Source organism: Streptomyces sp. ISL-98 (assembly GCF_018614055.1).
Classification (GTDB): Bacteria; Actinomycetota; Actinomycetes; order Streptomycetales; family Streptomycetaceae; genus Streptomyces; species Streptomyces spiramyceticus.
Genome location: NZ_JAGGPB010000014.1, coordinates 40,008 through 55,369, shown reverse-complemented (window position 1 = coordinate 55,369; position 15,362 = coordinate 40,008). Strand labels below are relative to the sequence as shown.

General features: G+C 67.3%; 13 protein-coding genes and 1 tRNA gene. 11 read left to right on the top strand and 3 right to left on the bottom strand.

Going from position 1 to position 15,362, the window contains the following annotated elements:
* Positions 1–16 precede the first annotated feature (16 nt).
* From J7I98_RS10870 to J7I98_RS10860, 3 genes are all read left to right on the top strand, one after another.
* On the top strand, positions 17–577 hold the full coding sequence (locus tag J7I98_RS10870; protein ID WP_214920429.1) for a TetR/AcrR family transcriptional regulator: 561 nt from the start codon (positions 17–19) through the stop codon (positions 575–577).
* A gap of 87 nt (positions 578–664) precedes the next feature.
* Positions 665–2,101 (top strand): MFS transporter, encoded by a 1,437-nt coding sequence (locus J7I98_RS10865; RefSeq protein WP_214920428.1) that lies wholly within the window; start codon positions 665–667, stop codon positions 2,099–2,101.
* Positions 2,102–2,224: 123 nt separating this feature from the next.
* The gene (locus J7I98_RS10860) at positions 2,225–3,280 is read left to right on the top strand and encodes a UDP-N-acetylmuramate dehydrogenase (protein ID WP_214920427.1); all 1,056 of its coding nucleotides are present in this window, start codon (positions 2,225–2,227) and stop codon (positions 3,278–3,280) included.
* Between the two features lie 22 nt (positions 3,281–3,302).
* Here the strand turns inward: J7I98_RS10860 and J7I98_RS10855 are convergent, their stop codons facing one another.
* From J7I98_RS10855 to J7I98_RS10845, 3 genes are all read right to left on the bottom strand, one after another.
* A complete protein-coding gene (locus J7I98_RS10855) occupies positions 3,303–3,935 on the bottom strand; it encodes an NAD(P)-dependent oxidoreductase (protein WP_214920426.1) in 633 nt (210 codons plus the stop codon).
* A 537-nt stretch (positions 3,936–4,472) separates the two neighbouring features.
* Entirely contained in the window at positions 4,473–5,492 is a 1,020-nt protein-coding gene (locus tag J7I98_RS10850; protein ID WP_214920425.1) for an adenosine deaminase, read from the bottom strand.
* 118 nt (positions 5,493–5,610) lie between these two features.
* The gene (locus J7I98_RS10845; RefSeq protein WP_214920424.1) at positions 5,611–6,837 is read right to left on the bottom strand and encodes a pyridoxal phosphate-dependent aminotransferase; all 1,227 of its coding nucleotides are present in this window, start codon (positions 6,835–6,837) and stop codon (positions 5,611–5,613) included.
* A 204-nt stretch (positions 6,838–7,041) separates the two neighbouring features.
* On the opposite strand from J7I98_RS10845, the gene J7I98_RS10840 reads away from it, so the two are divergent.
* From J7I98_RS10840 to rpoB, 8 genes are all read left to right on the top strand, one after another.
* Positions 7,042–7,114, top strand: a tRNA-Trp gene (locus tag J7I98_RS10840).
* Positions 7,115–7,220: 106 nt separating this feature from the next.
* A complete protein-coding gene (gene secE / locus J7I98_RS10835) occupies positions 7,221–7,508 on the top strand; it encodes a preprotein translocase subunit SecE (RefSeq protein ID WP_214920423.1) in 288 nt (95 codons plus the stop codon).
* Positions 7,509–7,581: 73 nt separating this feature from the next.
* Complete coding sequence (nusG, locus tag J7I98_RS10830; protein WP_214920422.1) at positions 7,582–8,505, top strand: transcription termination/antitermination protein NusG; 924 nt, start codon at positions 7,582–7,584, stop codon at positions 8,503–8,505.
* 167 nt (positions 8,506–8,672) lie between these two features.
* Complete coding sequence (rplK, locus tag J7I98_RS10825; protein ID WP_214920421.1) at positions 8,673–9,107, top strand: 50S ribosomal protein L11; 435 nt, start codon at positions 8,673–8,675, stop codon at positions 9,105–9,107.
* 78 nt (positions 9,108–9,185) lie between these two features.
* Positions 9,186–9,908: a 50S ribosomal protein L1 gene (gene rplA, locus J7I98_RS10820; protein ID WP_214920420.1), complete on the top strand. Its 723-nt coding sequence runs from the start codon at positions 9,186–9,188 to the stop codon at positions 9,906–9,908.
* A gap of 324 nt (positions 9,909–10,232) precedes the next feature.
* Complete coding sequence (gene rplJ, locus J7I98_RS10815; protein WP_214920419.1) at positions 10,233–10,793, top strand: 50S ribosomal protein L10; 561 nt, start codon at positions 10,233–10,235, stop codon at positions 10,791–10,793.
* Positions 10,794–10,876: 83 nt separating this feature from the next.
* Positions 10,877–11,260, top strand: coding sequence for a 50S ribosomal protein L7/L12 (gene rplL, locus J7I98_RS10810; RefSeq protein ID WP_214920418.1), 384 nt, complete (start codon positions 10,877–10,879; stop codon positions 11,258–11,260).
* 552 nt (positions 11,261–11,812) lie between these two features.
* Positions 11,813–15,295, top strand: coding sequence for a DNA-directed RNA polymerase subunit beta (rpoB, locus tag J7I98_RS10805; RefSeq protein ID WP_214920417.1), 3,483 nt, complete (start codon positions 11,813–11,815; stop codon positions 15,293–15,295).
* The last annotated feature ends 67 nt before the right edge of the window (positions 15,296–15,362 follow it).

Sequence of the window (15,362 nt, the reverse complement as noted above, 5' to 3'; positions counted from 1 at the left end):
CACTAACTTCACTCTCATGGTCAGGATGAGCGCAGACGAGCGACGCGAGAGCGTCATCCGCGCGGCGATCACCGAGTTCGCCCGCGGCGGCTACCACGGGACCTCCACCGAGGCGATCGCCAAGCGCGTGGGCGTCTCGCAGCCGTATCTCTTCCGCCTCTTCAAGAACAAGCAGGAGCTCTTCCTCGCTGCGGCCCTCCGTGGCCTGCGGGAAACCCGGGAGGCGCTGGCTGGCGCGGCGGGCGCTGTTCCGGCCGAGGATGCGCACATGGCCATGGCGGCGGCGTACAAGAAGCTCCTCGCCGACGACCCCGACCGGCTGCTGATGCACATGCAGACGTACGTCGCCGTCGCGTCGGCAGAGGCGGCCGGGGACCACGAGTTCGGCGAGCCGATCCGTGCCGAATGGGCGGAGCTGTGGGACTACACGCACCTGACTCTTGGTGCGGACACCAAGGAGACCACCTATTTCATGTCCTACGGGATGCTGATCAACGTCCTTGCGTCGCTGGGCTTCGCGCCGAGTCACCGAGTGTGGTCGGGCTTCGACATGTCTACGGTTCCGACTGTGGAGTAGTCGGGAGTGGGGTGAGCTGCCGTTTTCGCGTCGAGTTTTCTGTCCAGGAAAGTTAGTCATCAATAACTAACCTCAGCAGGGGGAGTCATGGAAGAGCAAGCAGAAAACCCAACAACAGGCCGCCGAGGAGCCACCTGGGCCCTCGTCATCACCAGCGTCGCCGGTTTCATGGCGGCGCTCGACAACCTCGTCGTCACCACCGCCCTCCCCTCCATCCGCAAGGACCTCGGCGGCGCGCTGGAAGACCTCGAATGGACAGTCAGCGCGTACACCCTCACCTTCGCCGTCCTGCTCATGCTGGGCGCGGCCCTCGGCGACCGGTTCGGCCGCCGCAGGCTCTTCCTCGTCGGCCTCACCGTTTTCACCGGCGCATCGGCGGCGGCCGCCCTCGCCCCCGGCATCGACGCCCTGGTCGCCGCCCGCGCAGTCCAGGGCGTCGGCGCCGCGATCATGATGCCGCTCACGCTCACCCTGCTCACCGCGGCCGTACCCGCCGCACGCCGCGGTATGGCGCTCGGCATCTTCAGCGCCGTGACCGGGCTCGCCGTCGCCAGTGGCCCGCTCATCGGCGGCAGCCTCACCGAGCACATCTCCTGGCAGTGGATCTTCTGGCTGAACGTCCCGATAGGCCTGGTGTTGCTGCCGCTCGCCCGGCTCCGCCTCTCCGAGTCGTACGCCCCGGACGCCCGGCTCGATATTCCCGGCACGCTCCTGGTCAGCGGCGGCCTCTTCGGGATCGTGTACGCCCTGGTCAACGGGCAGGCGGACGGCTGGAGCAGCGCTCCGATCCTCACTGGGCTGATCCTCGGCAGCGCGCTCATCGGCGGCTTCGTCCATCACGGCTTCAACAACAAAAACCCCATGCTCCCCATGCGGCTCTTCCGTAACCGCGCCTTCTTCGGGATCAACATCGCGAGCCTCCTGATGTTCCTGGGGATGTTCGGCTCGATCTTCCTGCTCAGCCAGTTCCTGCAGAGCGTCCTCGGATATTCGCCCACCGAGGCCGGCCTGCGGATGCTCCCCTGGACCGGTATGCCGCTGATCGTGGCGCCCATCGCCGGTTATCTCTCCGACCGCATAGGCGGCCGCCCGGTCGTCGCCACCGGACTTGCCCTCCAGGCCGTCGGTCTCGGGCTCTTCGCCCTGGTGCTGGGCCCCGATGTGTCGTACGCCGCCCAGCTTCCCGCGCTGATCCTCGGCGGCATCGGCATGGCCCTCTACTTCGCCCCTGCCGCCAGCCTGGTCATGTCCAGCGTCCGGCCCGGTGAGCAGGGCATCGCCTCCGGCGCGAACAATGCCCTGCGCGAGGTCGGCGGAGCCCTCGGCGTCGCGGTCCTGGGCGCGGTCTTCGCTGCCCGGGGCGGTTACGAATCCGCCGACACCTTCACCGACGGCACCATCCCCGCGCTGTGGATCGGCGCCGGTGTCGTGGGCGTCGCGGCGGTGGTGGCCCTGCTGATCCCGTCCCGGCGTGAGGCGGCGGCCCCTGCCCCGGCGGAGGGCGAGAAGGTGCTCGTCCACTGACGGGCCGGTGCACGGCCCAGGTACGGGCCTGGGCAAGTGGCTCGGGTGTGGGCCCGGCGCCCGGGTACGGGCCTGAGCACGGGGCGCCCCTGGCTGTCAGAGGCGCCCCGTACGCTTGTCCCCGTGCAGGAACTCCACGATGCCCCCCTCGCCCCCCTGACCACCTTCCGGCTCGGCGGCCCCGCGACCCGTCTCGTCACGGCCACCACCGACGACGAGGTGATCGCCACCGTCCGTGAGGCCGACGAGAGCGGTACGCCGCTCCTGATCATCGGCGGCGGCAGCAATCTGGTCATCGGCGACAAGGGCTTCGACGGCACCGCCCTGCGCATCGCCACCACCGGCTTCCGCCTCGACGGCGTGAACCTGGAGCTGGCCGCAGGCGAGGTCTGGACGGACGCCGTCGCCCACACCGTCGAGGCCGGCCTCGCGGGCATCGAGTGCCTCGCGGGAATCCCCGGCTCGGCCGGGGCGACCCCGATTCAGAACGTCGGCGCGTACGGCCAGGAAGTCTCCAGCGTCATCACCGAGGTCGTCGCCTACGACCGCCGCGCGAACGAGACCGTGACGATCCCGGCCGCCGAGTGCGAGTTCTCGTACCGCCACAGCCGCTTCAAACAGGACCCGGACCGCTTCGTCGTCCTGCGTGTGCGCTTCGCGCTGGAGGATGCGGGCGGGATGTCCGCGCCGATCAAGTACCCGGAGACCGCACGGAGCTTGGGCGTCGAAGCCGGCGACCGCGTGCCCGCCGCGCTCGCCCGGGAGACCGTGCTGAAGCTGCGCGCGGGCAAGGGGATGGTCCTGGACCCCGCCGACCACGACACGTGGTCGGCGGGCTCCTTCTTCACCAACCCGATCCTGACGGGCGAGGAGTACGCCGCCTTCCTGGCCAGGGTGCAGGTGCGGCTCGGTGCGGATGTTGCGCCGCCCGCGTTTCCGGCGGGGGACGGCCGTACCAAGACCTCCGCGGCCTGGCTGATCGACAAGGCGGGCTTCACGAAGGGATACGGCGTGGGACCTGCCCGTATCTCCACCAAGCACACGCTTGCCCTCACCAACCGCGGGGAAGCGACCACCGAGGACCTGCTGGCGCTGGCGCGCGAGGTTGTCGGCGGGGTGCGGGAGGCGTTCGGGGTGACGCTGGTGAACGAGCCGGTTACGGTCGGCGTCAGTCTTTAGTGCAGCCCTCAGGTGCGGTGCGCTAGTACGCCACGCCCACGCCCTGCCCCACCGTCGCCGGGTCGTCGATCATCTTCAGCATCGCGTGCGCCACATCCGCACGCGCGATGGTCCTGCCGCTGAGCGGATTGCCGCCGATCACCGTCCGGTACGTACCCGTCACCGGCTTGTTCAGCAGTTTCGGCGGCCGTACGGACGTCCAGTCGGTCGCCGAGCGCGCCAGGTCGTCCTCCATGACCCGGAGGTCGGCGTACACGTCCTTCAGGACCGCGTTGATCACGGACAGGATCAGCCGGTCGACGAGCGGCTGACGCCAGGGGACCGGGGCCAGCGGGCCCGCGCTCACCACCAGCAGCCGCCGCGTCCCCTCCGCCTCCATCGCCCGCAGCACCGGCCGGGTGAGCGTCGCGGCGATGCCCGCGTCCTTGCGGGTGCGCGCCCCGAGACCGGAGAGCACCGCGTCACGGCCCGCCACCGCCGGCCGCAGCGCCTCCGCGTCGGTCACCTGGGCCGCGAAGACCTCCAGGCCGCGCCCCGTCACCGTGAACCGCGCCGGATCCCGGACCACCGCCGTGACCTTGTGCCCCGCCGCCAGCGCTTGCTTGACGATCTCCTGCCCTATGCCGCCGGTCGCTCCGAAAACCGTGAGCTTCATAGCCTGCCCCTCCCTGGGTGGGTAAGTACTTACTCACTCGTCAAGTCTGGATGGAGCACACACCGCTGAAGCCGGACCGCTGAAGCCGGCCAGCGAGCGGATCCTCGACGCCTCCCACGCGCTGATGCGCACCATCGGCCTGGCTCGCTCCTCCACCGCCTCGTCGCCCGTCCGGGGGAGTGGTCTGTCGAGGAGAATCTCACCGAGACCGCTCGCCAGGCCGCCCACTTCTACGCCGAGAGCCCCCCCGATCGCCGCCTCGCTCTAACGCCGAGACCCGGCTCAAGCGCCGCCACGACGACTCGATGCGGGAAAAGGGGACAGGCCCCACATGCCCAGCGAGGGCCTCGACGCGTACCTCCGTACCCAGCGCGAAGCCGGGCGCATCAACCCCGGGGCCGCCCCTTCGCGGCCGCGTCACTGCTCCTCGGCGCCTGCGCACAGCGCGCCTTCGCCTACGACGCCGTGGTGGGCAAGAAGCCGCCGCAGTCCGTCGACGAGTTCGCCGCGGCTCTCGCCCGCACTGGCCGGAATCAGCTAGGCGGCCAGCCAGTTGTCGATGCCGGCGAGCATCTTTGCCTGTACGTCGCCGGGCGCGGCCGACCCCCGCACCGACTGCCGCGCCAGCTCCGCCAGCTCGGCGTCCGTGAACGCGTGATGCCGCCGCGCCAGCTCGTACTGCGCCGCCAGCCGCGACCCGAAGAGCAGCGGGTCGTCCGCGCCCAGCGCCATCGGCACCCCGGCGTCGTACAGCTTCCGCAGCGGCACGTCCTCGGGCTTCTCGTACACACCCAGTGCCACATTCGAGGCCGGACACACCTCGCACGTCACACCCTTTTCGGCCAGCTTCCGCAGCAGCCGCGGGTCCTCGGCAGCCCGTACGCCGTGCCCGATCCGCGTCGCATGCAGATCGTCCAGGCAGTCCCGTACGGACGAGGGGCCGGTCAGCTCCCCGCCGTGCGGCGCGGCAAGCAGCCCGCCCTCCCGGGCGATCGCGAAGGCCCGGTCGAAATCCCTGGCCATGCCCCTGCGCTCGTCATTGGACAGCCCGAAGCCGACGATGCCCCGGTCCGCGTAACGCACCGCAAGCCGCGCCAGCGTCCGCGCGTCCAGAGGGTGCTTCATCCTGTTCGCCGCGACCAGCACCCGCATCCCGAGCCCGGTCTCCCGCGACGCACTGTCCACGGCGTCCAGGATGATCTCCAGGGCTGGAATCAGCCCGCCCAGCATCGGGGCGTACGACGTCGGATCGACCTGGATCTCCAGCCATCCGGACCCGTCCCGTACGTCCTCCTCGGCCGCCTCGCGCACCAGCCGCCGGATGTCCTCCGGCTCCCGCAGACACGATCGCGCGGCGTCGTACAGCCGCTGAAAGCGGAACCAGCCGCGCTCGTCGGTCGCCCGCAGCTTCGGCGGCTCCCCGCTGCTCAGCGCCTCGGGCAGGTGCACGCCGTACTTGTCGGCCAGCTCAAGCAGGGTCGTGTGCCGCATCGACCCGGTGAAATGCAGGTGCAGATGGGCCTTCGGAAGCAGTCGGACATCGCGAACACTCAACATCCCAAGATCCTGCCGTACGCACGGCCCGCCCGGAAGCGTGTTTGCTCGAACGAGTAGCTGGCCGAACGCAGAAACGGGCCCCCGGCAGCAGCCGGGGGCCCGTCAACGCACAGCCGACTCAGTCGCGGGCCTCCGCCAGCAGCTTCTGAATCCGCGAGACACCCTCGACCAGGTCCTCGTCGCCGAGCGCGTACGAAAGCCGCAGGTAGCCAGGCGTACCGAAGGCCTCGCCCGGCACGACCGCCACCTCGACCTCGTCCAGGATCAGCGCGGCCAGCTCGACGGAGGTGGCCGGGCGCTTGCCGCGGATCTCCTTGCCGAGGAGCCCCTTCACCGACGGGTACGCGTAGAACGCGCCCTCCGGCGTCGGGCAGACCACGCCGTCGATCTCGCTCAGCATCCGCACGATGGTCTGGCGGCGCCGGTCGAAGGCGGTACGCATCTCGGCGACGGCGTCCAGGTTCCCGGACACGGCGGCCAGCGCGGCGATCTGCGCCACGTTCGACACGTTGGACGTGGCGTGCGACTGGAGGTTGGTCGCGGCCTTTACGACGTCCTTCGGGCCGATGATCCACCCGACCCGCCAGCCGGTCATCGCGTACGTCTTGGCGACGCCGTTGACGACGATGCACTTGTCGCGCATCTCGGGCACGAGCGTCGGCAGCGAGGTGAACTTCGCGTCGCCATAGACCAGGTGCTCGTAGATCTCGTCGGTCAGCACCCACAGGCCGTGCTCGACGGCCCAGCGGCCGATCGCCTCGGCGTCGGCCTCGCTGTAGACGGCGCCCGTCGGGTTGGACGGCGAAACGAAGAGGACGACCTTGGTCTTCTCCGTACGGGCCGCCTCCAGCTGCTCGACGGAGACCCGGTAACCGGTGGTCTCGTCGGCGACGACCTCGACCGGCACGCCGCCCGCGAGACGGATCGACTCGGGGTACGTCGTCCAGTACGGCGCCGGCACGATGACCTCGTCGCCCGGATCCAGGATCGCGGCGAAGGCTTCGTAGATGGCCTGCTTGCCGCCGTTGGTGACCAGGATCTGCGAGGCGTCCACCTCGTAACCCGAGTCACGCAGCGTCTTCGCGGCGATCGCGGCCTTGAGCTCGGGGAGCCCGCCGGCCGGTGTGTAGCGGTGGTACTTCGGGTTGGAGCAGGCCTCGATCGCGGCCTCGACGATGTAGCCGGGTGTAGGGAAGTCGGGCTCACCCGCACCGAAGCCGATGACCGGACGGCCTGCGGCCTTGAGGGCCTTGGCCTTGGCATCCACGGCAAGGGTTGCGGACTCGGAGATAGCGCCGATTCGGGCAGAAACCCGGCGCTCGGTCGGAGGAGTTGCAGCGCTCATGCGGCCCATCGTCCCAGACCGAAAACGCGCACAGCACACAGATGTCGAGGAGCGGACAGGACGCGCACAGGGAGTGGTCAGGAGCTATCTGTTCGACGCCGGGCCTGTGACCACGTACACTCACTCGTCGTTGGCCCTCAACAGCGGCTTCACCGTGCGTACTCCGTGCACTCGGTCGTATGCGGTAGGTTGGGGGAACCACAAAGGGTCGTAGCTCAATTGGTAGAGCACTGGTCTCCAAAACCAGCGGTTGGGGGTTCAAGTCCCTCCGGCCCTGCTACACACACCTTCGCCAGGATGTGTGCGCATGTACGTACTTCTATGCACTGCCGTGCGGCTCGACCGGGCGCGGCACGGCCACGACCCGGAATCAGGTGAGAAGCGTGACGGACGCCGTGGGCTCCATCGACATGCCTGATGCCCAGGACGAGACGCCGGAGTCCAAGAAGAAGTCTCGTAAAGGCGGCAAGCGCGGCAAGAAGGGCCCCCTGGGCCGTCTCGCGCTCTTCTACCGCCAGATCGTCGCAGAGCTGCGCAAGGTCGTCTGGCCCACGCGCAGCCAGCTGACGACGTACACCACTGTGGTGATTGTCTTCGTCGTCGTCATGATCGGCATTGTGACCGTGATCGACACGGGCTTCGCCCGAGCCGTCAAGTATGTCTTCGGCTGATCCCGCGTAGGGCGTCTCTCCCGGCGCCCCTTTCGCCGTTCCACCCATATGTATCCAGGAAGAAGCAGCCACCGTGTCTGACCCGAACCTGAACGACGCCGTCGAGCCGAGCGAAAGCCTGGAGTCCGCTGAGGACCAGCTCGACATCGTCGAGGCGGCCGACGAGGACCAGGCGGAAGCTGCTGACGCCGCTGCGGGCGAGGCAGCCGAAGAGGCCGCCATGCACGTCGAGGACGAGACGGTCGACGCGACCGCCACCGAGGACGACGCCGCCGAAGCAGTGGGCGCCGAAGCAGAGGGTGAGGCCTCCGACGAGGAAGCCGCCGCCGCTGAAGCCGAGGCCGCCGAGGAAGAGGCCGAAGAGGCCCCCGCCGAGCCGGTCGACCCGGTCGCCGCCCTCCGCGAGGAGCTCCGCACCCTGCCCGGCGAGTGGTACGTCATCCACACGTACGCCGGGTACGAGAAGCGCGTGAAGGCGAACCTGGAGCAGCGCGCCGTTTCGCTGAACGTCGAGGAGTTCATCTACCAGGCCGAAGTGCCCGAGGAAGAGATCGTCCAGATCAAGAACGGCGAGCGCAAGAACGTCCGCCAGAACAAGCTTCCCGGTTACGTCCTGGTCCGCATGGACCTCACCAACGAGTCCTGGGGCGTTGTCCGCAACACCCCCGGCGTCACCGGCTTCGTCGGCAACGCGTACGACCCGTACCCGCTGACCCTGGACGAGATCGTCAAGATGCTCGCCCCGGAGGCCGAGGAGAAGGCCGCACGCGAGGCCGCAGAGGCCGAGGGCAAGCCGGCTCCGTCCCGCAAGGTCGAGGTCCAGGTGCTGGACTTCGAGGTGGGCGACTCGGTCACCGTCACCGACGGCCCCTTCGCGACCCTCCAGGCGACGATCAACGAGATCAACGCCGACTCCAAGAAGGTCAAGGGCCTCGTCGAGATCTTCGGCCGCGAGACCCCGGTCGAGCTCAGCTTCGACCAGATCCAGAAGAACTGACCCTCTCTGGAACACCCGCTTCCGAACAGGTCAGACCGGCTCTCGCAGCCGGTCTGACCTGCTCGGTTTTTAGCTGCACGGTGATACCCGTTATCGTTGTGCGGTATGCCTCCGTCCGGATCAACGGACGGATGGCTGAAAACTCTCACTAGGACCCGGAGAGAGCAATGCCTCCCAAGAAGAAGAAGGTCACGGGGCTTATCAAGCTCCAGATCCAGGCCGGCGCGGCCAACCCGGCTCCGCCGGTCGGCCCCGCACTGGGTCAGCACGGCGTCAACATCATGGAGTTCTGCAAGGCCTACAACGCCGCGACCGAGTCGCAGCGTGGCATGGTCGTGCCGGTGGAGATCACGGTCTACGAAGACCGTTCCTTCACCTTCATCACCAAGACTCCGCCGGCCGCCAAGCTGATCCTCAAGGCCGCTGGTGTGGACAAGGGCTCGGGCGAGCCGCACAAGACCAAGGTCGCGAAGCTCACCGCCGCTCAGGTGCGCGAGATCTCGACGGTCAAGCTGCCCGACCTGAACGCCAACGACCTGGACGCCGCGGACAAGATCATCGCCGGCACCGCCCGTTCCATGGGCATCACGGTCGAGGGCTGACAGTCCCCGTAGCACCTCAGTGGTAGGGCCAAGCGCTGGTCCGCACCACGACTCCATCTCCACACATCAGGAGCAGTAGTGAAGCGCAGCAAGAACTTCCGCAGCGCGGATGCCAAGATCGACCGGGAGCGCCTGTACGCCCCGCTCGAGGCCGTCCGTATCGCCAAGGACACCTCTTCCACGAAGTTCGACGGCACCGTCGAGGTCGCCATGCGTCTGGGTGTCGACCCGCGCAAGGCCGACCAGATGGTCCGCGGCACCGTGAACCTGCCGCACGGCACCGGCAAGACCGCCCGGGTCCTGGTCTTCGCGACCGGTGACCGTGCTGCGGCCGCGGAGGCCGCCGGCGCCGACATTGTCGGCTCCGACGAGCTCATCGACGAGGTTGCGAAGGGCCGTCTGGACTTCGACGCCGTCGTCGCCACCCCGGACCTCATGGGCAAGGTCGGCCGCCTCGGCCGCGTGCTCGGTCCGCGTGGTCTGATGCCGAACCCGAAGACCGGAACGGTCACCCCGGACGTGGCGAAGGCTGTCACGGACATCAAGGGCGGCAAGATCGAGTTCCGCGTCGACAAGCACTCGAACCTGCACTTCATCATCGGCAAGGTCTCCTTCGACGAGACGAAGCTGGTCGAGAACTACGCCGCGGCGCTGGAGGAGATCCTCCGCCTCAAGCCGTCCGCGGCGAAGGGCCGCTACATCAAGAAGGCCTCCCTGGCCACGACGATGGGCCCCGGCATCCCGCTGGACGCCAACCGCACCCGTAACCTCCTCGTCGAGGAGGACCCGGCAGCTGTCTGACCGGGTCGAGCCTGACGGCTCAGACTGAGTGACTGAATCGGGCTCTGTGCCTTCCTTTTGGAGGCGCAGGGCCCGATTTGCTTAAACCGTGCAGGTTCACGTAGTCTCTCCCAGAAGCCAAAGACCGCTGGTCGTTGCTGGGCCTTCGCAAGAAGGTTCGGTGGCCGAAGGATCCGCTAGGTGCGGACGACCTGCGCAGGTGACCGTGGAAAGCTCCCGGACTCGTTCCGGTCGAGCTACGCCCCGTGCGCCTGCGCCGGGGCGTTTCGTTTTGCCCAGCCCCTTCTGAGCGGTCCTCATCACCCGGAAGGAGGCCGACGCTCTATGGCAAGGCCCGACAAGGCTGCCGCGGTAGCCGAGCTTGCGGACCAGTTCCGTAGCTCGAACGCCGCCGTGCTGACCGAGTACCGGGGTCTCACCGTGACGCAGCTCAAGACGCTGCGTCGTTCGCTCGGTGAGAACGCCCAGTACGCCGTGGTGAAGAACACGCTGACCAAGATCGCGGCCAACGAGGCCGGGATCAACACGCTGGACGACCTGTTCGCAGGGCCGACGGCGGTTGCCTTCATCACCGGTGACCCGGTGGAGTCGGCGAAGGGTCTTCGTGACTTCGCCAAGGAAAACCCCAACCTCATCATCAAGGGCGGTGTCCTTGACGGTAAGGCGCTGTCCGCCGATGAGATCAAGAAGCTTGCGGACCTCGAGTCCCGCGAGGTTCTGCTCGCCAAGGTGGCCGGTGGAATCAAGGCGTCGATGGCCAAGGCCGCGGCGACTTTCCAGGCTCCGCTGACGGAGTTCGCCCGCACTGCGGACGCGCTTCGCGCCAAGGTCGAGCAGGGCGGTGCCGGTACGCCGGCTCCCGCCGAGGCCGAGGTGGCGGAGTAACTCTCCGCCCCTGGTCGCAGCGGGCGCGTACGCCCGCCTTCATGTACACCCGGCACCTGCCGAATTAGTGGAAGGACGCCATCATGGCGAAGCTGTCCCAGGACGAGCTGCTCGAGCAGTTCGAGACCCTGACCCTCATCGAGCTCTCCGAGTTCGTCAAGGCCTTCGAGGAGAAGTTCGACGTCAAGGCTGCCGCCCCGGTCGCCGTTGCCGCCGCCGGTGGCGCTGCTGCCGCCGCCGAGGCCGTCGAGGAGCAGGACGAGTTCGACGTCATCCTCACGGGTGCCGGCGAGAAGAAGATCCAGGTCATCAAGGTCGTGCGTGAGCTGACCTCGCTGGGTCTGAAGGAGGCCAAGGACCTCGTCGACGGCACTCCGAAGCCGGTCCTCGAGAAGGTCACCAAGGAGGCCGCCGAGAAGGCTGCCGAGTCCCTCAAGGCCGCCGGCGCGGGCGTCGAGGTCAAGTGACTCCGTTGAGTCTCTGACTCAGCTGTTCTCGTTCTGAAGGCGATCACCCATCCGGGTGGTCGCCTTCAGGCGTTCCCGGGACGCCTGCCTTGCTCTTGGCGCCCTGACGAGTATCGTGATCTTCGCCGTACGCCCCGGGGTGTCCAGGTGCCTCTGCGGCGCCGTGGCCAGTGACGATCTCGGCGGAGGGCGAGGGGGCCTTGACGAACCGCACGAGGCGCGCAATTCTCAGGACGCGTCGTCATACCGATCCGGATCCGAGGCATGGATCGGCGACGTAGAGGGCAGTACTGATATGCGCATACAGCGCGTGGCTTGCCGCAGGAGTTGAGTACAGCGAGGGTCTCAAAAATCCCGCTCTGGACATCAGTGGGCCAAGTGGCTACACTGACCCTTTGCGCTGCCTGTTAGCTGCCTCCTGCCCGTCACCAGGGGCATGCCCACGCTTGAGCATCGATGAGAGAACTTCCATGACCTTGGGATTTCTGTCTCTGTGACCAGCTTGGGACCGGTACGCGCGTAGTGAGTCCGAGCCCTCGGAAGGACCCCCTCTTGGCCGCCTCGCGCAACGCCTCGACCTCCAATACGAACAACGGCGCCAGCACCGCCCCGCTGCGCATCTCCTTTGCAAAGATCAAGGAGCCCCTCGAGGTTCCGAACCTCCTCGCGCTGCAGACCGAGAGCTTTGACTGGCTGCTCGGTAATGCCGCGTGGAAGGGTCGCGTCGAGGCTGCTCTCGAGAGTGGACAGGACGTCCCCACCAAGTCCGGTCTGGAAGAGATCTTCGAGGAGATCTCGCCGATCGAGGACTTCTCAGGGTCGATGTCGCTGACGTTCCGCGACCACCGTTTCGAGCCCCCGAAGAACTCGATCGACGAGTGCAAGGAGCGCGACTTCACGTTCGCTGCCCCGCTCTTCGTCACCGCAGAATTCACGAACAACGAGACCGGCGAGATCAAGTCCCAGACGGTCTTCATGGGCGATTTCCCGCTCATGACCAACAAGGGCACCTTCGTCATCAACGGCACCGAGCGTGTCGTTGTGTCGCAGCTGGTCCGCTCGCCGGGTGTCTACTTCGACTCCTCCATCGACAAGACGTCCGACAAGGACATCTTCTCCGCCAAGATCATCCCTTCCCGGGGTGCCTGGCTGGAGATGGAGATCGACAAGCGCGACATGGTCGGTGTCCGCATCGACCGCAAGCGCAAGCAGTCCGTCACCGTCCTGCTCAAGGCTCTCGGTTGGACCACCGAGCAGATCCTCGAGGAGTTCGGCGAGTACGAATCGATGCGCGCCACCCTGGAGAAGGACCACACCCAGGGCCAGGACGACGCGCTGCTCGACATCTACCGCAAGCTGCGCCCGGGCGAGCCGCCCACGCGCGAGGCTGCTCAGACGCTGCTCGAGAACCTCTACTTCAACCCGAAGCGCTACGACCTCGCGAAGGTCGGCCGCTACAAGGTGAACAAGAAGCTCGGCGCGGACGAGCCGCTGAACGCGGGTGTCCTCACCAGCAAGGACATCATCGCCACCATCAAGTACCTGGTCCGGCTGCACGCCGGCGAGGTCGAGACGGTCGGCGAGTCGGGCCGGAACATCGTCGTCGAGACCGACGACATCGACCACTTCGGCAACCGTCGTCTGCGTAACGTCGGCGAGCTCATCCAGAACCAGGTCCGTACGGGTCTGGCTCGTATGGAGCGCGTCGTGCGTGAGCGCATGACGACTCAGGACGTCGAGGCGATCACGCCCCAGACGCTGATCAACATCCGGCCGGTCGTCGCCTCCATCAAGGAGTTCTTCGGCACCAGCCAGCTGTCGCAGTTCATGGACCAGAACAACCCGCTGTCGGGTCTCACCCACAAGCGCCGCCTGTCGGCTCTTGGCCCGGGTGGTCTCTCCCGTGAGCGGGCCGGCTTCGAGGTCCGTGACGTGCACCCGTCTCACTACGGCCGCATGTGCCCGATTGAGACCCCTGAAGGCCCGAACATCGGTCTGATCGGTTCGCTCGCCTCGTACGGCCGCGTCAACGCGTTCGGCTTCGTCGAGACGCCGTACCGCAAGGTCGTCGACGGTGTCGTCACCGACGACGTCGACTACCTGACGGCCGACGAAGAGGACCGCTTCGTCATCGCGCAGGCCAACGCGACGCTCTCCGAGGACATGCGCTTCGAGGAGTCCCGCGTCCTGGTCCGCCGTCGTGGCGGCGAGATCGACTACATCCCGGGCGACGACGTCGACTACATGGACGTTTCGCCGCGCCAGATGGTGTCGGTCGCGACCGCGATGATCCCGTTCCTCGAGCACGACGACGCAAACCGCGCGCTCATGGGCGCGAACATGATGCGTCAGGCCGTGCCGCTGATCACGTCCGAGGCGCCGCTCGTCGGCACCGGCATGGAATACCGCTGTGCGGTCGACGCCGGTGACGTCATCAAGGCGGAGAAGGAGGGCGTGGTCCAGGAGGTTTCCGCGGACTACGTCACCGTTGCCAACGACGACGGTACGTACACCACGTACCGCATCGCCAAGTTCTCCCGCTCCAACCAGGGCACCTCGGTCAACCAGAAGGTTGTCGTGGACGAGGGCGCCCGGGTCGTCGAGGGCCAGGTCCTCGCCGACGGGCCCGCCACCCAGCAGGGTGAGATGGCGCTCGGCAAGAACCTGCTCGTGGCGTTCATGCCGTGGGAGGGTCACAACTACGAAGACGCGATCATCCTCAGCCAGCGTCTGGTGCAGGACGACGTCCTCTCCTCGATCCACATCGAGGAGCACGAGGTCGACGCCCGTGACACCAAGCTCGGCCCGGAGGAGATCACCCGGGACATCCCGAACGTCTCCGAAGAGGTCCTCGCGGACCTCGATGAGCGCGGCATCATCCGTATCGGTGCCGAGGTCGTCGCCGGTGACATCCTCGTCGGCAAGGTCACGCCCAAGGGTGAGACCGAGCTGACGCCGGAAGAGCGTCTGCTGCGCGCGATCTTCGGTGAGAAGGCGCGCGAGGTCCGTGACACTTCGCTGAAGGTGCCGCACGGCGAGGTCGGCAAGATCATCGGCGTCCGCGTCTTCGACCGCGAAGAGGGCGACGAGCTGCCGCCGGGCGTGAACCAGCTGGTTCGCGTGTACGTCGCGCAGAAGCGCAAGATCACCGATGGTGACAAGCTCGCCGGCCGTCACGGCAACAAGGGCGTCATCTCGAAGATCCTGCCGATCGAGGACATGCCGTTCATGGAGGACGGCACCCCGGTCGACATCATCCTCAACCCGCTGGGTGTCCCGTCCCGAATGAACCCGGGACAGGTCCTCGAAATCCACCTGGGCTGGCTCGCCAGTCAGGGCTGGAAGGTCGAGGGCAGCGAGGAGTGGATGGAGCGGCTCAAGGTCATCGGCGCCGACGAGGTCGCCGCCGGCACGAACGTCGCCACGCCGGTCTTCGACGGTGCGCGCGAGGACGAGATCTCCGGTCTCTTCGAGTCCACGATCCCGAACCGCGACGGCAACCGGATGGTCCAGCCTTCCGGCAAGGCCAACCTGTTCGACGGGCGCTCGGGTGAGCCGTTCCCGGACCCGATCTCGGTCGGGTACATGTACATCCTCAAGCTCCACCACCTGGTCGACGACAAGCTCCACGCTCGTTCGACCGGCCCGTACTCCATGATCACTCAGCAGCCGCTGGGTGGTAAGGCTCAGTTCGGTGGCCAGCGATTCGGTGAAATGGAGGTGTGGGCGCTCGAGGCTTATGGCGCCGCTTACGCCCTCCAGGAGCTGCTGACCATCAAGTCCGACGACGTGACCGGCCGCGTGAAGGTCTACGAGGCCATCGTCAAGGGCGAGAACATCCCTGAGCCCGGCATTCCTGAGTCCTTCAAGGTGCTCATCAAGGAAATGCAGTCGCTCTGCCTCAACGTGGAGGTGCTGTCCTCGGACGGTATGTCCATCGAAATGCGCGACACGGACGAGGACGTCTTCCGCGCAGCGGAGGAGCTCGGTATCGACCTGTCCCGGCGCGAGCCGAGCAGCGTCGAAGAGGTCTGACGGGCAGGCCGGGAGTCCTTCACCGGACTCCCGGCCCTCCCCGGACCCGTTCAGACCATTGATTGAG

Bases quoted from the DNA above. Each gene is read 5' to 3' on its own strand.
- J7I98_RS10870 (WP_214920429.1), top strand. From the start codon at position 17: ATGGTCAGGATGAGCGCAGACGAGCGACGCGAGAGCGTCATCCGCGCG.
- J7I98_RS10865 (WP_214920428.1), top strand. From the start codon at position 665: ATGGAAGAGCAAGCAGAAAACCCAACAACAGGCCGCCGAGGAGCCACC.
- J7I98_RS10855 (WP_214920426.1), bottom strand. From the start codon at position 3,935: ATGAAGCTCACGGTTTTCGGAGCGACCGGCGGCATAGGGCAGGAGATC.
- J7I98_RS10850 (WP_214920425.1), bottom strand. From the start codon at position 5,492: ATGTTGAGTGTTCGCGATGTCCGACTGCTTCCGAAGGCCCATCTGCAC.
- J7I98_RS10845 (WP_214920424.1), bottom strand. From the start codon at position 6,837: ATGAGCGCTGCAACTCCTCCGACCGAGCGCCGGGTTTCTGCCCGAATC.
- rplK (WP_214920421.1), top strand. From the start codon at position 8,673: ATGCCTCCCAAGAAGAAGAAGGTCACGGGGCTTATCAAGCTCCAGATC.
- rplJ (WP_214920419.1), top strand. From the start codon at position 10,233: ATGGCAAGGCCCGACAAGGCTGCCGCGGTAGCCGAGCTTGCGGACCAG.
- rplL (WP_214920418.1), top strand. From the start codon at position 10,877: ATGGCGAAGCTGTCCCAGGACGAGCTGCTCGAGCAGTTCGAGACCCTG.